Annotated in this window: 20 protein-coding genes; 8 read left to right on the forward strand and 12 right to left on the reverse strand. The window is 67.8% G+C overall.

The window, feature by feature from the left end; translation table 11 throughout:
* Positions 1-171: 171 nt before the first annotated feature.
* Positions 172-2979, reverse strand: a complete 2808-nt coding sequence (gene polA, locus F3S47_RS04530; RefSeq protein ID WP_150444002.1) for a DNA polymerase I — start codon at positions 2977-2979, stop codon at positions 172-174.
* 126 nt (positions 2980-3105) lie between these two features.
* Here polA and F3S47_RS04535 point away from each other — a divergent pair, with 126 nt between their 5' ends.
* Positions 3106-3465, forward strand: coding sequence for a DsrE family protein (locus F3S47_RS04535; RefSeq protein WP_150444003.1), 360 nt, complete (start codon positions 3106-3108; stop codon positions 3463-3465).
* A gap of 7 nt (positions 3466-3472) precedes the next feature.
* On the opposite strand, the gene F3S47_RS04540 is transcribed toward F3S47_RS04535, so the two are convergent.
* Positions 3473-3664, reverse strand: a complete 192-nt coding sequence (locus F3S47_RS04540; protein ID WP_150444004.1) for a zinc-finger domain-containing protein — start codon at positions 3662-3664, stop codon at positions 3473-3475.
* A 91-nt stretch (positions 3665-3755) separates the two neighbouring features.
* Between F3S47_RS04540 and F3S47_RS04545 the strand changes: the two genes are divergently transcribed.
* Positions 3756-4685: an ABC transporter ATP-binding protein gene (locus F3S47_RS04545; RefSeq protein WP_150444005.1), complete on the forward strand. Its 930-nt coding sequence runs from the start codon at positions 3756-3758 to the stop codon at positions 4683-4685.
* A gap of 29 nt (positions 4686-4714) precedes the next feature.
* Here the strand turns inward: F3S47_RS04545 and F3S47_RS04550 are convergent, their stop codons facing one another.
* The gene (locus F3S47_RS04550; protein WP_150444006.1) at positions 4715-6139 is read right to left on the reverse strand and encodes an aspartate aminotransferase family protein; all 1425 of its coding nucleotides are present in this window, start codon (positions 6137-6139) and stop codon (positions 4715-4717) included.
* 250 nt (positions 6140-6389) lie between these two features.
* Here F3S47_RS04550 and F3S47_RS04555 point away from each other — a divergent pair, with 250 nt between their 5' ends.
* Positions 6390-6689 (forward strand): hypothetical protein, encoded by a 300-nt coding sequence (locus F3S47_RS04555; protein WP_150444007.1) that lies wholly within the window; start codon positions 6390-6392, stop codon positions 6687-6689.
* A 50-nt stretch (positions 6690-6739) separates the two neighbouring features.
* On the opposite strand, the gene rplT is transcribed toward F3S47_RS04555, so the two are convergent.
* From rplT to pyk, 4 genes are all read right to left on the reverse strand, one after another.
* Positions 6740-7102 (reverse strand): 50S ribosomal protein L20, encoded by a 363-nt coding sequence (rplT, locus tag F3S47_RS04560; RefSeq protein WP_150444008.1) that lies wholly within the window; start codon positions 7100-7102, stop codon positions 6740-6742.
* Positions 7103-7114: 12 nt separating this feature from the next.
* Entirely contained in the window at positions 7115-7315 is a 201-nt protein-coding gene (gene rpmI / locus F3S47_RS04565; RefSeq protein WP_150444009.1) for a 50S ribosomal protein L35, read from the reverse strand.
* Between the two features lie 117 nt (positions 7316-7432).
* Positions 7433-7657 (reverse strand): hypothetical protein, encoded by a 225-nt coding sequence (locus F3S47_RS04570; RefSeq protein ID WP_150444010.1) that lies wholly within the window; start codon positions 7655-7657, stop codon positions 7433-7435.
* Positions 7658-7752: 95 nt separating this feature from the next.
* On the reverse strand, positions 7753-9198 hold the full coding sequence (gene pyk, locus F3S47_RS04575; protein ID WP_150444011.1) for a pyruvate kinase: 1446 nt from the start codon (positions 9196-9198) through the stop codon (positions 7753-7755).
* 111 nt (positions 9199-9309) lie between these two features.
* Here pyk and F3S47_RS04580 point away from each other — a divergent pair, with 111 nt between their 5' ends.
* The 3 genes from F3S47_RS04580 to F3S47_RS04590 all read left to right on the forward strand — a co-directional run bounded on the left by F3S47_RS04580 (position 9310) and on the right by F3S47_RS04590 (position 10875).
* Positions 9310-10053, forward strand: coding sequence for an N-formylglutamate amidohydrolase (locus F3S47_RS04580; protein ID WP_150444012.1), 744 nt, complete (start codon positions 9310-9312; stop codon positions 10051-10053).
* 45 nt (positions 10054-10098) lie between these two features.
* Positions 10099-10347 (forward strand): DUF1244 domain-containing protein, encoded by a 249-nt coding sequence (locus tag F3S47_RS04585; protein WP_150444219.1) that lies wholly within the window; start codon positions 10099-10101, stop codon positions 10345-10347.
* 249 nt (positions 10348-10596) lie between these two features.
* Positions 10597-10875: a hypothetical protein gene (locus tag F3S47_RS04590; protein WP_150444013.1), complete on the forward strand. Its 279-nt coding sequence runs from the start codon at positions 10597-10599 to the stop codon at positions 10873-10875.
* A 240-nt stretch (positions 10876-11115) separates the two neighbouring features.
* Here the strand turns inward: F3S47_RS04590 and F3S47_RS04595 are convergent, their stop codons facing one another.
* From F3S47_RS04595 to F3S47_RS04605, 3 genes are all read right to left on the reverse strand, one after another.
* Entirely contained in the window at positions 11116-11973 is an 858-nt protein-coding gene (locus F3S47_RS04595) for a D-amino-acid transaminase (RefSeq protein ID WP_150444014.1), read from the reverse strand.
* 68 nt (positions 11974-12041) lie between these two features.
* Positions 12042-13079 carry an AI-2E family transporter gene (locus F3S47_RS04600; protein WP_223877715.1) on the reverse strand — a complete coding sequence of 346 codons (1038 nt, stop codon included), beginning with the start codon at positions 13077-13079 and terminating at the stop codon, positions 12042-12044.
* Between the two features lie 99 nt (positions 13080-13178).
* Positions 13179-13715 carry a DUF6647 family protein gene (locus F3S47_RS04605; protein ID WP_150444015.1) on the reverse strand — a complete coding sequence of 179 codons (537 nt, stop codon included), beginning with the start codon at positions 13713-13715 and terminating at the stop codon, positions 13179-13181.
* A 112-nt stretch (positions 13716-13827) separates the two neighbouring features.
* Here F3S47_RS04605 and F3S47_RS04610 point away from each other — a divergent pair, with 112 nt between their 5' ends.
* Entirely contained in the window at positions 13828-14739 is a 912-nt protein-coding gene (locus tag F3S47_RS04610; protein WP_150444016.1) for a LysR substrate-binding domain-containing protein, read from the forward strand.
* A 105-nt stretch (positions 14740-14844) separates the two neighbouring features.
* Here the strand turns inward: F3S47_RS04610 and dgcA are convergent, their stop codons facing one another.
* Positions 14845-15795, reverse strand: a complete 951-nt coding sequence (dgcA, locus tag F3S47_RS04615) for an N-acetyl-D-Glu racemase DgcA (protein WP_150444017.1) — start codon at positions 15793-15795, stop codon at positions 14845-14847.
* A gap of 31 nt (positions 15796-15826) precedes the next feature.
* Entirely contained in the window at positions 15827-16828 is a 1002-nt protein-coding gene (gene dgcN, locus F3S47_RS04620) for an N-acetyltransferase DgcN (RefSeq protein ID WP_150444221.1), read from the reverse strand.
* Between the two features lie 283 nt (positions 16829-17111).
* Here dgcN and F3S47_RS04625 point away from each other — a divergent pair, with 283 nt between their 5' ends.
* On the forward strand, positions 17112-18074 hold the full coding sequence (locus F3S47_RS04625) for an L-malyl-CoA/beta-methylmalyl-CoA lyase (RefSeq protein ID WP_150444018.1): 963 nt from the start codon (positions 17112-17114) through the stop codon (positions 18072-18074).
* Positions 18075-18094: the final 20 nt, after the last annotated feature.

Consider the following 18094-nt stretch of genomic DNA (forward strand, 5'->3'; position numbering starts at 1 on the left):
TGCGATACGACAGACGGTGAAGGGGATATTCACCTCTTCTTAGGCTTGCGGTGCTTGGGTGGTCGCGCGGTACAGCTGCGAAGCGATGACCGCAGACGGTGAAGGACAGCGTCCCCTCCTGCCGTCCTGTCCTGCGTCACGGTTGGCAGGGGACGGGCCGTGACGCCGCGCTCAGTGCGCGGCGGCCCAGCTTTCGCCCGATCCGGCCTCGACCACCATCGGCACGGAGAAGTCCACGGCGGGCAGGGCTGCCCCTTCCATGATCTCCTTCGCCCGCTTGATCAGGGCGTCGGCCGCGTTGGCTTCCACCTCGAAGAGCAACTCGTCGTGGACCTGCAGCAGCATCTGCGCCGGCATGTCCGCGATGGCGGCGGGCATGCGGATCATCGCCCGGCGGATCACGTCGGCCGCCGTCCCCTGAATCGGCGCGTTGATCGCCGCACGGCGGGCGAAGCCGGCCCCCGGCCCCTTGGCGTTGATCTCGGGGGTGTGGATCTTGCGGCCGAAGAGCGTCTGGACGTGGCCCATCTTCTTGGCGAAGGCCGTCGTCTCGGTCATGTAGTCCTTGATGCCCGGGAAGCGCTCGAAGTAGCGGTCGATGAATCCCTGAGCCTCTTCCTGCGGGATGCGCAGGTTGCGGGCGAGGCCGAAGCCCGAGATGCCGTAGATCACCCCGAAGTTGATGGCCTTGGCCTGGCGGCGGATCTCGGGCGTCATCTCCTCCATGGGCACGCCGAACATTTCCGACGCGGTGGCGGCGTGGATGTCCTGCCCCTCGCGGAAGGCGGCCTTGAGCGCCTCGATATCGGCGACATGGGCGAGGATGCGCAACTCGATCTGCGAGTAGTCGAGGCTGACCAGCACCTTGCCCGGTTCGGCCACGAAGGCCTCGCGGATCCGGCGGCCCTCTTCCGTCCGGACGGGGATGTTCTGCAGATTCGGCTCGGTCGAGGCGAGCCGCCCGGTGTTGGCGCCGGCCTGCGAGTAGGAGGTGTGCACCCGGCCGGTGTCGGCGTTGATGTGCTCCTGCAGGGCGTCGGTGTAGGTCGACTTGAGCTTCGACAGCTGCCGCCAGTCGAGGATCCGGCGGGGCAGGTCGTGCAGGGTCGCGAGATCCTCCAGTACGTCGGCGCCGGTTCCGTAGGCCCCGGTCTTGCCCTTCTTGGGCGCCTTGCCGTCGGGCATGGTCAGCGAGAGCTCGTCGAAGAGAATCTCGCCAAGCTGCTTGGGCGAGCCCACGTTGAAGGGGCGGCCGGCGAGGCCGTGGATCTCCTCCTCCAGCGCGGCCATCTTCTGGGCGAAGGCGCCGGACATGCGGCTCAGCGTATCGCGGTCGACCTTGATGCCGGTCTCTTCCATCCGCGCGAGGACGGGGATCAGCGGGCGCTCCAGCGTCTCGTAGACTGTGGTGACCTTCTTGACGTGGAGCTGGGGCTTGAAGACCTGCCAGAGCCGCAGGGTGACGTCGGCATCCTCGGCGGCGTATTTCACCGCCTCCGCCACCGGCACGCGGTCGAAGGTGATCTGGCTCTTGCCGGTGCCGATCAGCGACTTGATCTCGATGGGCCGGTGGCCGAGGTAGCGCTCCGAGAGCGCGTCCATGCCGTGATTGTGCAGCCCGGCGTTGAGCGCGTAGCTCAGCAGCATCGTGTCGTCGATCGGCGCCATGGCGACGCCGTAGCGGCCGAGAACCTTGAGGTCGTATTTCAGGTTCTGACCGATCTTCAGGATCGCCGGATCCTCCAGCACGGGCCGCAGCAGGGCGAGCGCCTCGTCGAGCGGCATCTGCCCCTCTGAATAGCCGGGCCCGGAGAACAGCCCCTCCTCGCCGTCCCGGTGGCAGAGCGGGACGTAGCAGGCGACGCCCGGTTCGACGGCGAGCGAGATGCCCACCAGGTCGCAGGTCATCTCGTCGAGGCCGGTGGTCTCGGTGTCGATGGCGACGTAGCCGCGCTCGCGTATCGCCTCGACCCACTTCGCCAGCTGGCCGGGCTCCTGGACCCACTCGTAGGCCTCGGGGTCGATGGGGGCGGCGGGCGGCTCGTCCTGGGCGGCGGGGGCGGCGGGCGAGGTCTCCTCGATGATGGGCGCCTCGACGCCCAGCTTCTCGGCGATCCGCTTGGTGATCGTCCGGAACTCCATCTCGGCGAGAAAGCCCAGCAGCCGCTCGGGATCGGGGTCGCGGACCTCCAGGTCGTCGAGCGTGAAGTCGAGCGGGGTGTCGCAGTCCAGCTGCACGAGGCGCTTGGAGAGCTCGATCTGCTCGCGGTGCTCGATCAGGGTCTGGCGCCTCTTGGGCTGCTTGATCTCCTCGGCACGGTTCAGCAGTTCTTCGAGCGAGCCGAACTCGTTGATCAGGAGCGCGGCCGTCTTGATGCCGATGCCCGGCGCGCCGGGCACGTTGTCGACGGAGTCCCCGGCGAGCGCCTGCACGTCGACCACCCGGTCGGGGCTCACGCCGAACTTCTCCTCCACGCCCTCCACGTCGATCACGCGGTTCTTCATGGCGTCGAGCATGACCACGCCGTCACCCACGAGCTGCATGAGGTCCTTGTCGGACGAGATGATCGTCACCCGGCCGCCGGCCTCGCGGGCTTGGCAGGCCAGCGTCGCGATCATGTCGTCGGCCTCGTAATGCTCCATCTCCTTGCAGGCGATGTTGAAGGCCTCTGTCGCGCGGCGGGTCAGCGGGATCTGCGGGCGCAGGTCCTCGGGCATCTCGTCCCGGTTGGCCTTGTACTTGTCGTAGAGGTCGTTGCGGAAGGTGTGCGAGCCCTTGTCGAAGATCACCGCGACATGGGTGACGTCGCCGCCCTCGTTCCCCTCCACGTAGCGCTGAAGCATGTTGCAGAAGCCCGAGACGGCACCGATCGGCATGCCGTCGGACTTCCGCGTCAGCGGCGGAAGCGCATGGTAGGCCCGGAAGATGAAGGCCGATCCGTCGATCAGGTGAAGGTGGCAGCCCTTGCCGAACGCCATGAGGGACCCCGTTCAATAGTGGCCGGACCGATTTGACACGATGCCGCCCGGTTTGCCAGCCGGGAGGCCCTTCGCGACGCTCACGCTTATGGTAGGCTGCCCTTGGGTAATGCAGGAGGTTATGCCATGTCGACGTTTCTGGTCCACATCCACACCGGGCCCGCGGATCCGACGAAGGCGGCCCTCGGGCTGCTGGTCGCCGCGACGGCGCAGAAGGAGGGGCACTCGGTGAGCCTGTTTCTCGCAGGCGAAGCGGTGCACCTGCTGTCTGAGGATCATGCCGACGTCACGGGCCAGGGCACCGGCCGGGTCGGCGATCACCTGGAGGCGCTGAGCGCGGGGGCGGCCCGGTTCTACCTGTCGGGGATGTCGGCCAAGGCGCGCGGCTACGACGAGGCGCTGCTTGCGGGCCGCGAGGCCGAGTTCGCCATGCCGGACCGCCTCGTGGCGCTCGCCGACGCGGCGGACACGGTGCTCTGCTACTAGGGACCGCTCAGGTCTTTTCCGAGACCTTGTCCTTGAAGCTCTCGTGGATGAAGCGGGCGTCGCAGTAGCCGCAGTCGATATACCCGTCGTCCTGCGGGATCGTGTACCAGACGCGGGGATGCCCCAGGGCGCCCTGCCCGCCGTCGCAGGCCACGCGCCAGGTCGACACGATCTTCGTCTCGGGCGCGGGATAGGACATTGGCTGGGCCTCTCGTCTGGTTGCCGTGCTGCGCCCTTCGGCTTACATCCCGCTCAGGCGCTGTCAAGGCGCAGGGACAAGAGGGGCAGGCATGACCGGCAAGGCCATCGAAATCCAGGGGCTGCGGAAGACCTACCGCGCAACGGCGAAGACCGAGGCGAAGGAAGCGCTCACCGGCGTCGATCTCGACGTGCCCCGCGGCTCGATCTTCGGGCTGCTCGGCCCGAACGGAGCGGGCAAAAGCACGCTCATCAACATCCTGGCGGGGCTCGTCGTCAAAACAGCGGGCACCGTGAAGATCTGGGGATTCGATCAGGACCGCAATCCGCGCCAGTCCCGGGCCGCGATCGGCGTGATGCCGCAGGAGCTCCATCTCGACCCCTTCTTCGCCCCGCGCGCCGCGCTGGAGGTGCAGGCCGGGCTCTATGGTGTCCCGAAGTCGCAGCGTAAGACGGACGAGATCCTCGAGCTCATCGGGCTGACCGACAAGGCCGACGCCTACGCGCGCTCGCTCTCGGGCGGGATGCGGCGGCGGCTGCTGCTCGGCAAGGCGCTGGTCCACAGCCCGCAGATCCTGGTGCTCGACGAGCCGACCGCGGGCGTCGACATCGAGCTGCGCAACATGCTGTGGCAGAACGTGCGCAAGCTGAACGACCAGGGCATCACGATCATCCTGACGACGCACTATCTCGAGGAAGCCGAGCAGATGTGCGACGAGATCGCCATCATCAACCACGGCGCGGTCGTGGCCCGGGACACGACACCGAACCTCCTGTCGCGGCTGGATGCCAAGACGATGGTGATCGAACCCGATGCGCCGGCTAGGCCGCCGGCGATGCCCGATGGCGTCACCGTGGAAGAGCGCGCGGGGGGCTCTTTCGCCTTCACCTATCCGAGCACGCGCATCACGGCCGATTCAGTGCTGGAGGCCGTGCGCACGGCCGGGATCCGCATTCGCGACGTGAAGACGGAGCAGGCCGACCTCGAGGACGTCTTCCTCGACCTGACCCGCAGCGTCTGATCCCGGCGCCCGGGCGCCGGACCGTCACCTTACCGCGTTACGTCGTCCGCCCCCGGTCCCGTGGCCGGACGCGGAGACGTTCCGCTGCCGAAGACCTCGTTCACAGCGCGGGCCGTCTTCTCGACGATCTCGTCGGCCTCGTCCTGAGTCAGGCAGAAGGGCGGAGCGAAGCCGATGATCTCGGCCTGCGGCATGGCGCGGGCGATGATCCCGTTCTCGAGCAGATGCCCCACGGCCCGCTGCGTGACCTTGTCGCCAGCGTCGGGCGCGGCGCGCGTCGACCGGTCGGCGGTGAGCTCCACCGCGCAGAGCATCCCCTCGCCCCGGATCTCGCCGACGTTGGGATGATCGCCCAGCGTCTCGCGCATCCGGTCGTTGAGGTAGCGGCCCACGGTGGCCGCGTTCTCGATGAGTCCCAGCTCGTCGATCAGCTTGAGGTTGGCGACGCCAGCCGCCGCACCGATCGGGTGGGCGGAGTAGGTCCAGCCGTGGCCCAGCGGGCCCAGCTCGTCGGCGCCCTGCTCGAGGACCTTCCAGACCTTGTCGCTGACGATGGAGCCCGAGAGCGGCGCGTAGGCGGAGGTCAGACCCTTGGCGATGGTGATCAGGTCGGGCTTCAGGCCGTAGTGGTCCGAGCCCATCATCGAGCCGAGACGCCCGAAGCCGGTCACGACCTCGTCCGCCACCAGCAGGATATCGTACTTCTCCAGGACCGCCTGGATCTTCTCCCAGTAGCCCTTGGGCGGCGGCACGATGCCCCCGGTGCCCAACACCGGCTCGGCCCAGAAGGCGGCGATCGTCTCGGGGCCCTCGCGCTCGATCATCGCCTCGAGCTCGGAGGCGCACCAAGCCGAGAACTCTTCCTCGGTCATCTCGCCCTTCGGCCGGCCGTAGTAGTAGGGCGCCTCGGTGTGCAGGACCTGCGCCATCGGCAGATCGAACTTCTTGTGGAAGAGGTGCAGCCCCGTCAGCGAGCCGGTCATCAAGCCCGAGCCGTGGTAACCGCGCCAGCGCGAGATGATCTTCTTCTTCTCCGGCAGGCCGCGGATGTTGTTGTAGTACCAGATCAGCTTGATGTTGGTCTCGTTCGCGTCGGACCCGCCGAGGCCGAAATAGACCTTGGACATGTGATCGGGCGCACGGTCCAGCACCATCTTGGCCAGCGTGACCGAGGCCTCGGTCCCGTGGCCGACGTAGGCGTGGTAATAGCTCAGTTCGCGCGCCTGGTCGGCGATGGCTTCGGCGATCTCCTGGCGGCCATAGCCCACGTTGACGCAGTAAAGCCCGGCGAAGCCGTCCAGCAGCCGGTTGCCGTTGCGGTCGGTGATGTGGCTGCCCTTGCCGCCTGTCACGATCCTCTGCGGAACGTTGCCGCGCGCGAACTCCGCCAGGTGAGTCGACGGATGAAGAAAGATGTCGCGGTCCCATTGCTCGAGCGGGTCGTTCTTCAGCATTGCGGGCCTCCAAGGGAACAAGAGTCGCGCTTCCCCTACAGGAAACCTCGGCGCGGTGACAGGCCCTCGCCGGGTCTGTCTTGCCGCATCTTCGGGCAGGTCGTCCGGACCTGCCCCATTCGGCGCCGGCCTGCCCCACGGGCGCCCCGCTCTCCGTGACTTGAGGGCCCGGATGCCCGTGTTCATGCTATGCTCAAGTCGCGGGTCCCGTCGCGGCCCTGGGGAGGAATCCACGCGAAAGGAGTTCGCGATGAAGTTCCTCGTCCCGGTCCTGGCCGCCTGTCCCGCCCTCGCAGACGCCTGCGCCGCCCCTCCGGGCCTCGGCCCTCCGCTTTCGACCTACTACGCCTGCGAGGCGGCCGCGCAGACGGGGCCGCTCGGGGCCGAAACCGCCGACCGCTGCAGCCGGGTCTTCATCGCGGTGAAACTGGCCTTCGTGCCCGGCGTCGGACCGGCCGACTGGGTCGGGCTCTCCGGGGCGGAACGGGCCGCGGTCAACGCCGCCGGCTACCGCGCGTTCAAGGACTGGGAGGGCTGCGCCCGGCCCTGAAACGAAAAAGGCCGCCCGGAGGCGGCCTCTCGATTGGCTCTATCGACCGATCAGGCGGCCAGCGCGGCTTTCGCCTTGTCGACGATACCGCCGAAGGCATCGGGCTCGTGCACGGCGAGATCGGCCAGCACCTTGCGGTCCACTTCGATCCCGGCCAGCGAAAGGCCGTTGATGAAGCGGGAATAGGTCAGGCTCTCGTCATGGGCGCGGACCGCGGCGTTGATCCGCTGGATCCACAGCGCGCGGAAATTGCGCTTCCGATTGTGACGGTCGCGGGTCGCGTACTGGTTGGCCTTGTCGACGGCCTGCTTGGCGACCTTGAAGGTGTTCTTGCGGCGGCCGTAATAGCCTTTGGCCGCGTCGGTGACCTTCTTGTGGCGACGATGGGTGACGGTTCCGCTTTTGACTCGCATCTTTCGTCCTCCTTACCGGCTGTAGGGCATCATCGGCTTGATGATCTGCTCATCAGCCTTGGACAGAAGCGTGGTCCCGCGGGCATCACGAATGAACTTGTTGGTGCGCTTGATCATGCCGTGGCGCTTGCCCGCCTGGCCGGCCTTGATCCGGCCCGAGGCCGTCACCTTGAACCGCTTCTTGCAGCTCGACTTCGTCTTCATCTTGGGCATTTCGGTCTCCTTTGCCGTCTTGACGCCGCGACTCGGCATGCCACTTCCGGCCGGCCGCGACGGTAGAGCGCGCCGTATAGAAGCCGAGGCGCAGGCTGACAAGCCCCCGGAGCGCGGTCAGTCGATATATCGCGCGTAGACCCGCGCGAAGCTCTCCGGCACGTCGCTCAACTGGTAGCTGCCGGGATGCTGAACGATCCCGACCCCGGTCATGGCCCCGCCCACGACGAGCGCCAGCAGCGCACCCCGGGGCGGGATGCCGTGCGTGACGGCATTGAGCAAGGCAGGCAGGGAGAGCGCGAACAGGATCACGCCGATCACGACGAGCAGATCATTATCCAAACCGTGTCCCTCACACCTGTGTCCCTTGGGGAGTTTACCCAAGGTCGGCTACAGGGCGAGAGACTTCTTTAGGGACAGGCTCCGGCTGTTGCGCGTCAGCCCGGCTCCTGCCGGAAGATCAGACGCTCCTCGCAGGGTGCCACGCGCAGGATGTTGGTCGAGCCCGGAGTGTTGAAGGGCACGCCGGCGACGACGATGATGTTGTCCTCCGGCTTCGCGCCGAGGATCGTCCGCGCGGCCCGGACGGCATAGACCACCGCCGTCTTGAAGCGGTCGAGGTCGCCGGTCATCACCGGGTTCACGCCCCAGGTCAGGCAGAGCGCCCGGGCCGTCAGGCGGATCGTGGTCATCGCGATGATCGGCACCTGCGGCCGCTCCCGCGCGGTGAGCAGCGCCGTCGTCCCGCTTTCGGAGAAGCAGCAGATCGCGAGCACGTCGGTCGCCTCCGCGATCTCGCGCGCGGCGGAGACGACACCGTCCGGCACGCTCTCGCGGTGGGCGGTGCGGCTCGCCGCCATGATCTCCAGGTAGGTCGGGTCGCTCTCCACCTCGGCGGCGACGTTGTCCATCGTCTGGACCGCCTCCACAGGGAACTGTCCCGCCGCGCTCTCGGCCGAGAGCATGATGGCATCGGTGCCCTCGTAGATCGCGGCGGCCACGTCCGAGACCTCTGCCCGGGTGGGCATCGGGCTTTCGATCATGCTCTCCAGCATCTGCGTCGCGACGATCACCGGCTTGGCCGCGGCGCGGCACTTGCGCACCAGCCGCTTCTGGATCGGCGGGACGTTCTGGACGGGCAGCTCGACGCCAAGGTCGCCCCGGGCGACCATGATGCCGTCGGAGGCCTCGAGGATCTCCTCGAAGCTGCGCACGGCGGCGGGTTTCTCGATCTTCGACAGGATGCGCGCCCGGCCCTGGACGATCGCGCGGGCCTCTTCGACGTCCGCGGGGCGCTGCACGAAAGAGAGCGCGACCCAGTCGACGCCGAGCTCCAGCACGAAGTGCAGGTCCTTGCGGTCCTTCTCCGACAGCGCGGCGAGCGGCAGCACCACGTCGGGGACGTTCACGCCCTTGCGGTTGGAGATCGTACCGCCGACGACCACCTCGCAGTCGGCGAAGTCGCGGCCGCAGTCCTTGACCTTGAGGCGGATCTTGCCGTCGTTGACCAGCAGCGCCGCGCCCGGCTCGAGCGCGTCGAAGATTTCCTTGTGTGGCAGCTTCACCCGCGTCTCGTCGCCTTCGGCGTCGTCGAGGTCGAGCCGGAAGCTCTGCCCGACTTCGAGTTCCGCCGAGCCGTCCTGGAAGGTGCCGACGCGCAGCTTCGGGCCCTGCAGGTCCGCGAGGATGCCGATCGGGCTGTCCACGTCCTTCTCGACCTGTCGGATGATGTCGTGACGCGCACGGATCTCCGAATGGTCGCCGTGGCTCATGTTCAGGCGGAAGACATCGGCCCCCGCAGCATGGAGCGCGCGGATCGTCTCGTAGTCGCTGGACGAGGGTCCAAGCGTCGCGACGATCTTCACGTTGCGATGGCGTTTCATGACTGCCTCCGTGGCCGTTCTTGGGGCGTTAACGCTAACGCGCGCCTTATCGCCGGATTCCCTTTCGCCGACAACTAGCCTAAGGCCGGGGAGAACGACAACGACATTGCCATGACACAAACCGCCTACGAGATCGTCAACGAAACCGCGAAAAGCCGGTGGCTCGTGACCTGCGACCACGCGAGCAACCGCGTCCCGCCCGAGATCTGCGGCGGCGATCTCGGGCTGCCCGCGGCCGATATGCAACGCCACATCGCCTACGACGTGGGCGCCGCCGGCGTCTCGCGTCACCTTTCCGCCCTGCTCGAGTGCCCCGCGGTGCTGTCAAACTTCTCGCGCCTGGTCATCGACCCGAACCGCGGCGCCGACGATCCGACCTTGGTGATGAAGCTCTATGACGGGACCATCATCCCCGGGAACCGCCGCGTCGACGCCGCCGAGGTCGACCGCCGCAAGGGACTGCTCTACACGCCCTACCACGATGCCGTCGCCCGCTGCGCCGCCCGGCAGGAGTCGACTCTCTATCTCGCCATCCACTCGTTCACGCCTCGGCTGCGCGGTCGCCGTCCCCGCCCCTGGCACCTCGGCATCCTCCACGCCTGGGACGAGCGGCTCTCGCGTCCGCTCATCGACCGGCTCTCGGAGGAGCGGGATCTCATCGTTGGCGAGAACGAACCCTACCCTGGCCACCTGCCGGGCGACGCAGTGGACCGCCACGCGCTTCACCACGGTCGGCCCAACGCGCTGATCGAGATCCGCCATGACCTGATCGCCGACGAAGCGGGCCAACGCGCCTGGGCCGAACGGCTGGCGCCGCTGCTGCGAGAGGCCGCGGCCCGGATGGACGCCGCCTGAGGCACTCCCCATATTGCGTGGGAAAGGGAGACAGCCATGACCCAGATCGACGAGTCCACCCGCATCGAGCTCGAGGCCGCCGCCTTTCGCAGGCTTCGCCAGCACCTGATGGAAGAGCGGACCGACGTGCAGAACATCGACCTGATGGAGCTCGCCGGGTTCTGCCGCAACTGCCTCAGCCGCTGGTACGCCGAGGCCGCCGAGGAGCGCGGCATAGAGCTTTCGAAAGAGGAGGCGCGGGAGGACTTCTACGGCATGCCATACGAGCGCTGGAAGGCGGAATACCAGCGCTGAGACCGTCGCGCCGCAGTTTCGACACAATCCGGGCACATTCCGGCTATGAGTCGCCATCCTGCCTGTCGTTCCGGTTCAATTTTCCTCGGATTGACCGCTTTCAGCGACTAATCCGAGTCCCGGATACGGATCGGTAACTGTATCGAAACGAGATACGCAAAGCTTTGACACGTTCTATACCGCCCGACTATTTCCGCTGCCAGACGAGACGAGGAATGGCCGGGTTGGCCGCGACAGGAAGGAAATGACATGACGGATACGGCGCTGCGCCCGACACTCTTTGGAGCCATTTCTTCTTTCGTGGGCCGTGTCTTCGAGTCCGAGCCGCCGATGCTGGTCCAGGGCTTCGACCCGGACCGTCAGACGCTCACTCTCACAGTCGACAATGCCCAGGACGGCGACGAAGTGATCTTCCGCGACTCCGGTCGCGGCTGCGACGTGGTCATGGGCGGCAAGACCCTCGCCCGCATCGTCGGCGTCCGCCCCGACGAACTCGACGCCGGAAGCATCCGCCTCATCGCAGGCTGACCCGAGGGCGGCTCACGGCCCCCTTCCCACCGATGTGATCACGTCTGTCTTGATCGTTTCGGCCCCCCTGTCCATTTCATTCGACATGAGGCCGGCCCGGCTGTTTCAGCTGGCTCCGGTCGATCATCGGCCTCCGGGAATCCGGCGTCGCGCATGCGTCGGTCCAGCACGGGGGCGCACTGTCTGACCCGCGGTGCCCGTGGGCCGCAACCGGTCTCCGGCTGCGGCCCCTGCCGCCTCTCAGATCGCGACCTTCCGGCTTTCTTCCAGGTAGATTTCCCGCAGCCGCTTCGCGATGGGCCCCGGCGTGCCGTCGCCGAGCGGCGTGCCGTCGATCTCCACCACCGGCATGACGAAGGTCGAGGCCGAGGTCACGAAGGCCTCGTCGGCCTCCTTCGCCTCCTCGGGGGTGAAGCCGCGCTCTTCCACCTGCATCTGAGCCTCCTGCGCCATGCGCAGCACGGCGGCCCGGGTGATCCCGTGGAGGATGTCGGTCGACAACTCCCGCGTGATGATCTTGCCGTCCTTCACGATGTAGGCGTTGTTCGACGTGCCCTCGGTGATCTGCCCCTCCTCGACCATCCAGGCGTCGTCGACACCGGCCTTCTTGGCCATCATCTTGCCCATGGAGGCATAGAGCAGCTGGACCGTCTTGATGTCGCGGCGCGCCCACCGGGCGTCGGGGATGGTCACGACCTTGATGCCCGTCTTCGCGGCCGGACTCTCGGCCAGGCCGGGCTTCGACTGGGTGAAGAGGACGATGGTCGGCTCGGTGTCTTCCGGCGGATACGCGAAGTCCCGGTCGGCGGGCGCGCCCCGTGTCACCTGCAGGTAGACCAGCCCGTCCTCGATCTCGTTGAGCCGCACCAGCTCGCGGTGGATCTCCAGCAGCTCGTCCTCCTCGACGGGGCTGCGCATCTCCAGCTCGCCCAGGCTGCGCTGCAGCCGCCGCGCGTGGCCCGCGAAATCGATCAGCTTGCCGCCCAGGACGCTCGTCACCTCGTAGACGCCATCGGCGAAAAGGAACCCGCGATCGAAGACCGAGACGCTCGCCTCCTGCTCGGGCAGGTACTGGCCATTGACGTAGACGGTGCGCATGAGGGGGCCTCCTTTAGGGTCACCCGCCTGCATGGCAAATTATCCGCCCGGGTCAAGGGCCGGGCCCGTCAGACCTCGCCGCTGGCCGAGAGCATGACAGCGATCGGCCGGGTCGCCCGGATCTCGGCCAGCACGATCACCAGGCTCGCCGTCATCGGCACCGCCAGCACCGCCCCGGCGACGCCCCAGAGCGAACTCCAGACCGCCAGCGCCAGCAACACGGCGAAGGGACTGAGGTTGAAGGCCCGCCCCATCATCCGCGGTTCGAGATAGCCGCCGACGAAGATCTGCACCGCCGAGAGCGCGAGGATCACCAGTCCCGACATCCAGAGCGTCCCGAACTGCGCCACGCTGAGCAGTACCGGGAACACCACGCCGAGCAGCGAGCCGATGTAGGGAATGTAGTTGAGGAAGGCGATGAGCACCGCCCAGAACAGCGCGAACTCGATCCCGAGAAGCAGCATCAGCAGATAGGAGATCGCGCCCAGGATCGCGTTGACGATGGTCTTGACCAGCAGGTACCGCCCGATCCGGTCGTTGACCCGCGCCAGGATGCCCAGCGTCCGTTCGCCCTCGGCCGGACCACCCGCCGCGATCACCACCTTCCGTGCCAGCGCCCCGCGCTCGGCGAGGAAGAAGGCCGCGTAGAGCACGATCAGGAAGAGCGTCGTCCCGAGCCCCTGAAGCGAGAACAGCGCCGGGGCGGCGAGCGACCGGATGTCGATCTGGTCGAAGGTCGCCTGCCGGACGTTCTCCCAGGTGGGTTCGTCCTCGATCCCGGCGAGGCTCGCTACCCGGGTGATCAGCGCCTCGATGTTGGTCTCGTAGCGCGGCAGGACCGAGACCACCTGCGCGAGGTTGTTGATGACCAGCACGAAGAGCCCGACCACCCCCAGCGCGAAGGCACCGAGCGCCAGCGTCCGGCGCACCCAGTCCGGCAGGCGCCCGAGTACCGGCACCTGTGCCATGGCCGCCGCGGCGGTCGAAAGCACGTAGACCGCGATGAGCGCCGCGATGACCGGTACGACCACGGGTCGCCCGACCCAGAGCAGCCAGCCCAGCATCAGCGTCAGCGCGACCCCGTATGTGATGTTGCGCAGCTGCACGCCCCGTCCCCGCAGGTTCCCCTGCCCTTTTCCGCAGTGCGGCGGGCGAAATCAATCCCATCGGCTGCGACTTCCGGGACCGGCTGTAACGGGGAGGGGTCACTCGGGGTGGATGTCCCTCGGCGTGCATCCGGAATCGAGCACGACGGCGGCCCAGTTCACGTCGAGCGAATACCCCTGCTCCGCGAGCCAGGCGTCCTGCAGCCGGTACGCCGGCAATTCCTGTGCCCCCCGGCAATACCAGTGATGCGGCGCCTGCCTGTGATGGGTGAGCTCGTGCAGCAGGACCGAGACATCGACCGCATTGCGCGGGTCCCAGGGGAGCACCAGCAGAATCTCGGCCTCCTCCGGGTCATAGAGACCGCGAAGCCTGCCGCGCTGGAAGCTCGCCGAGCCCCCCTGCCGCGCCGCCGCCTGCCACTCGCTGACGAGTCTGACACGCGGTGAAGTCTCGCGGCGCGGCCACTCCGCCCGGGCATCGAGCCAGACCTCGAGCGACCCGATGAGCGTGGTCATGTTGTCGGCCTGCTGCCACGCGGCGACCGGCTCGGGCGGTGCGGTCTCTGCGCCCGGGAGCACCGGGCAAAAGCTTGCCAGGGCCGTGGCGAATGCCACGGCGATACGAGAGCGAAACATCGAAACCTCCGATGCGTGATTTTGAGATTTGGTGTCTCGATGGTACGCTGCTTACCCAACGGCACCGAACGATCGCTTTTCAGGCTCGCATGAGCTGAGTTCAGGCAGAGAGATGGGACGCAAGCTTCCCCCCTTCGCCGCCGTCCGGGCCTTCGAGGCCACCGCGCGGCACATGTCGGTCAAGGCTGCAGCGGAGGAGCTGTGCCTGACGCCCTCGGCCGTGAGTCACCAGATCAAGGCCCTGGAGGGCTTTCTCGACACGCAGCTTTTCGAGAGGTCTGGCAACCGGATCGCGCTCACCCTGACGGGCGCGGGCTATGCCGGGAAGCTGACCCACCTCCTGGACGCCTTCACCGAAGAGACCGAGGCCGTCCGTGGCGCGTCGCTCCCCCTGCGCGTTCTCTCGACACCGGGCTTCGCCGCGCGCTGGCTCGTGCCCCGCTTGCCGAAGCTGCCTTTCGGCCGCGACATCCGGCTGCGGGTCTCGAACGGGGCGCCCTCCCTCGACTTCGCGACGAACGACGCGGACGTCGTGATCCAGTGGTCGGACCGCCCGACACCCGGCCTCTTGGTCGAGCCCCTGATGGCCTCGGCAAGGTATCCGGTCATCTCGCCGGACCTGCGGGAACGCGAGAACGTGCGCCGCCCGGAGGACCTGCTGCGGCTCACGCTCTTCTACGACGAGACGGACGATGCCTGGGCCGAATGGTTCGCCGCGGCGGGCCTTGCAGGAGCGAAGCTGCCGCCGGGCCCGACCTATCCCAACTGCGAGCTGGCGACGACCATGGTGGAGCAGCACCAGGGCGTGTCGCTGGCCTACGACTCCGTGGTTCGCGGCACGATCGCCTCGGGCCGGTTGGAGCGCCTCTTCGACGTGACGACCCTGCCCATGTCGATCTATGCCGTCGCCTGCCCCGAAGCCCGTGCGGACGATGCGCGGATCAGCGAGTTCCGCCGCTGGCTGCGCGCGGAAGCCGAGGCAGAGGGGGTCGTGCCGCAGCCCCTGTACCAGGCCGCGGAGTGACTTCGCGAGGAGCCTACGGGGGCCGACGAATGGTTAACGGGATTCCCGTTAACCTAATTTATGTATATATTACAGCCATCTATATGCCTGTCCAAACTTGGACAGCTACCCCCAGAGCCGGGCGTCTGGCGGGTGAACCCCGGCTTCGTCGTAGAGCAGCGGCACCGCCCGGTCCTCCGCCAGCAGCAGCGGCGCGTCGAGGTCCACGACCTCCGCCCCCTGCGCCAGCAGCACCGCCGGCGCCATCGCGAGCGAGGACCCCACCATGCAGCCCACCATGATCCGGTAGCCCTGCGCCAGGGCCGCTTCCTTGAGCGCCAGGGCCTCGGTCAGGCCCCCGGTCTTGTCGAGCTTGATGTTGACCATGTCGTACTTGCCCTTGAGATCGGGAAGCGAGGCGCGGTCGTGGCAGCTCTCGTCCGCGCAGACCGGCAGCGGCCGCTCGATCTCGGCCAGCATCCCGTCCTGTCCCGCCGGCAGGGGCTGCTCGACCATTTCCACGCCCAGCCGCACCAGGTGCGGTGCGAGCTCGGAATAGACTTCCGCCGTCCAGCCCTCGTTGGCGTCGATCACGATCCGGGTGCGCGGCGCGCCGCGCCGGACGGCCTCGAGCCGGGCCATGTCCCCCTCGCCGCCGAGCTTGATCTTCAGCAGGGGCCGGTGCGCATGCTTTCTCGCCGAAGCCTCCATCGCGTCCGGCTCGCCGAGCGAGAGCGTGTAGGCTGTGACCTCGGGCCCGGGCTCGGACATCCCGATGAGCTCCCAGACCCGCACCCCCGCCGCCTTCGCAGCCGCGTCCCAGAAGGCGCAGTCGACCGCGTTCCGCGCGGCCCCGGGCGGCAGGGCCTCCTGCAGGCTGCCTGAATCGATCGTGTCCGGCAGACCCTCGATCTCGGCCGTGACGCTCTCCAGAGTCTCGTCGTAGCGGGCGTAGGGCACGCATTCGCCCCAGCCGTTGCCCGCACGGACCGTCAGCACCTTCGCCTCGGTGCGCGAGCCGCGCGAGATGGTGAAGGCCTCCGCAAGACGAAAGCTCTCGGCCTCGACGCTCAACATGTCGGTTCTCCCTCCGGCGCCCGGCGGGCGCTCACAGCGCCTCCAGTGCGTCGACCAGCCGTCCCGCGCCCTGGCGGAAGGGGTCGGCGGCGGGCAGGCCCATCCGGTCCTCGATCTCGCGCAGGCAGTCGATCGCCGCCGCATCGTCGAGCGCGGCGGTGTTCACCGAGATGCCCACGACCTGGCAGTTCGGGTTGGCGACCCGGGCGAGCGGCAGGGCCGTGTCGCGGAGCTGCTCCAGCGAGGGGAGCGGGTAGTCCGGCAATCCGCGCATGTGGGTGCGCGTCGGCTCGTGCGCGAGGATCAGCGCGTCCGGCTGGCCGCCGTGGATGAGCGCCATCGTCACGCCGGAGTAGGAGACGTGAAAAAGGCTGCCCTGCCCCTCGATGTGGTCCCAGTGGTCGGGCTCGTTGTCCGGCGTGAGCCATTCCACCGATCCGGCCATGAAGTCCGCGATCACCGCGTCGAGCGGCACGCCCTCGCCGGTCACCAGGATCCCCGTTTGCCCTGTCGCGCGGAAGGAGGACTTGAGCCCCCGCTTGCGCATCTCGGCGTCCATGGCGAGCGCGGTGTACATCTTGCCGGCCGAGCAATCGGTGCCCACGGCGAGGCAGCGCTTCCCGGTCCGCTTCTTCCCGTCGGCGATCGGGTACTTGACCGTCGGAATACGCACATCGTGCAGGCTGCGACCCTCGGCCTTGGCGACCTCCACCAGGTCGGGCTGATCACGCAGCAGGGTGTGCAGCCCGGAGGCGAGATCGAACCCGGCGCGGAGGGCGTCGATCAGCACTTCCTTCCACGTGTCGGAGATCACGCCGCCCCGGTTGGCGACGCCGATGACCAGCGTCTGGGCCCCTGCCGCACGCGCCTCTTCCAGGGACATGTCGGGCAGGCGGAGGTCTGCCTTGCAGCCCGGCAGCCGGAATTGGCCGACGGCGTTCTCCGGCCGCCAGTCGCGGATGCCCTGGGCCACCTTCGCGGCGAGAGCATCGGGGGCGTCGCCCAGAAACAGCAGGTAGGGGGTCTTGATCATCGTGCGGTCATCCTTCGGCTTGGCGGGTTCGGCTGGCGACGCAGAAAGCAGGCCATCGGCTCCCCGCGCCAGCACCGGCATTCGGTCGAGCAGCCGCCCCGTCAGTCCGATCCCTTTCGATAACCCCATCATAAGACATCCCTCCTCGCAACTGCTTAGAGGGGACGCCCAAGCGGGCTGCCGGGTTCCGCAGGAGGCGACCGGCTCGATGCGGGGTTGCGGGTGGGTGGGTCACAATATAACCAAGGCAAATACATCAGCGCACGAAAGTTTCTCACTCAACATGTCCTTCCGCACTCAGCCCGCCCCGCCGGCCCGACCGAACCGCTGCCAGCTCTTCGGCCCCGGCTCGCGTCCCGAGCTCTTTCCCAAGATGGCGGCGAGCGCGGCGGACGTGATCAACCTCGACCTCGAGGACAGCGTTTCGCCGGGCGACAAGGCTGCTGCCCGCGCGGCGGTCATCGAGGCGATCGGCGCGGTGGACTGGGGGAGGAAAACGCTCTCGGTCCGCATCAACGGCCTCGACACGCCCTACTGGTACCGTGACGTCGTGGATCTCATGGAGCAGGCGGGCCAGCGGCTCGATCAGATCATGATCCCGAAGGTCGGCAATGCCTCGGACATCTACGCCGTCGACGCGCTCGTGACTGCCGCCGAGTTGGCGGCAGGGCGCAGCAAGCCGGTCGGCTTCGAGGTCATCATCGAGAGCGCCGCGGGCCTGAGCCACGTCGAGGAGATCGCATCCGCTTCGCCTCGGATGCAGGCCATGTCCCTGGGCGCAGCGGATTTCGCGGCCTCGATGGGCATGGCGACCACCGGCATCGGCGGGACGCAGGAGCTCTACTACATGCTTCACGAGGGTGCCCGCCACTACGCCGATCCCTGGCATTGGGCGCAGGCCGCCATCGTCGCGGCCTGCCGTACGCATGGCTTGCTGCCGGTGGACGGCCCATTCGGCGACTTCTCAGACGACGAGGGCTATCGAGCCCAGGCCCGCCGCTCGGCGGTGCTCGGCATGGTCGGCAAATGGGCGATCCATCCGAAGCAGGTGGCGCTGGCCAACGAGGTCTTCACGCCGTCGGATACAGCGGTCTCCGAGGCCCGCGAGATCCTTGCGGCGATGGAAGAGGCCCGCGCGCGGGGCGAGGGCGCGACGGTCTACAAGGGCCGGCTGGTGGACATCGCCTCGATCCGGCAGGCGGAGGTCATCGTGCGCCAGGCGGAGATGATCTCCGGCGACGGCTGAACCGCGCTCCACGTTGCATC

Origin of the sequence: Histidinibacterium aquaticum (assembly GCF_008710275.1) — a bacterium.
GTDB lineage: Bacteria > Pseudomonadota > Alphaproteobacteria > Rhodobacterales > Rhodobacteraceae > Oceanicola > Oceanicola aquaticus.

What these genes read in the sequence shown, in the direction of transcription:
- polA (WP_150444002.1), bottom strand. Translation starts at nt 2,979, where the DNA reads ATGGCGTTCGGCAAGGGCTGCCACCTTCACCTGATCGACGGATCGGCC.
- F3S47_RS04535 (WP_150444003.1), top strand. Translation starts at nt 3,106, where the DNA reads ATGTCGACGTTTCTGGTCCACATCCACACCGGGCCCGCGGATCCGACG.
- F3S47_RS04540 (WP_150444004.1), bottom strand. Translation starts at nt 3,664, where the DNA reads ATGTCCTATCCCGCGCCCGAGACGAAGATCGTGTCGACCTGGCGCGTG.
- F3S47_RS04545 (WP_150444005.1), top strand. Translation starts at nt 3,756, where the DNA reads ATGACCGGCAAGGCCATCGAAATCCAGGGGCTGCGGAAGACCTACCGC.
- F3S47_RS04550 (WP_150444006.1), bottom strand. Translation starts at nt 6,139, where the DNA reads ATGCTGAAGAACGACCCGCTCGAGCAATGGGACCGCGACATCTTTCTT.
- F3S47_RS04555 (WP_150444007.1), top strand. Translation starts at nt 6,390, where the DNA reads ATGAAGTTCCTCGTCCCGGTCCTGGCCGCCTGTCCCGCCCTCGCAGAC.
- rplT (WP_150444008.1), bottom strand. Translation starts at nt 7,102, where the DNA reads ATGCGAGTCAAAAGCGGAACCGTCACCCATCGTCGCCACAAGAAGGTC.
- rpmI (WP_150444009.1), bottom strand. Translation starts at nt 7,315, where the DNA reads ATGCCCAAGATGAAGACGAAGTCGAGCTGCAAGAAGCGGTTCAAGGTG.
- pyk (WP_150444011.1), bottom strand. Translation starts at nt 9,198, where the DNA reads ATGAAACGCCATCGCAACGTGAAGATCGTCGCGACGCTTGGACCCTCG.
- F3S47_RS04580 (WP_150444012.1), top strand. Translation starts at nt 9,310, where the DNA reads ATGACACAAACCGCCTACGAGATCGTCAACGAAACCGCGAAAAGCCGG.
- F3S47_RS04590 (WP_150444013.1), top strand. Translation starts at nt 10,597, where the DNA reads ATGACGGATACGGCGCTGCGCCCGACACTCTTTGGAGCCATTTCTTCT.
- F3S47_RS04595 (WP_150444014.1), bottom strand. Translation starts at nt 11,973, where the DNA reads ATGCGCACCGTCTACGTCAATGGCCAGTACCTGCCCGAGCAGGAGGCG.
- F3S47_RS04605 (WP_150444015.1), bottom strand. Translation starts at nt 13,715, where the DNA reads ATGTTTCGCTCTCGTATCGCCGTGGCATTCGCCACGGCCCTGGCAAGC.
- F3S47_RS04610 (WP_150444016.1), top strand. Translation starts at nt 13,828, where the DNA reads ATGGGACGCAAGCTTCCCCCCTTCGCCGCCGTCCGGGCCTTCGAGGCC.
- dgcA (WP_150444017.1), bottom strand. Translation starts at nt 15,795, where the DNA reads ATGTTGAGCGTCGAGGCCGAGAGCTTTCGTCTTGCGGAGGCCTTCACC.
- dgcN (WP_150444221.1), bottom strand. Translation starts at nt 16,828, where the DNA reads ATGATCAAGACCCCCTACCTGCTGTTTCTGGGCGACGCCCCCGATGCT.
- F3S47_RS04625 (WP_150444018.1), top strand. Translation starts at nt 17,112, where the DNA reads ATGTCCTTCCGCACTCAGCCCGCCCCGCCGGCCCGACCGAACCGCTGC.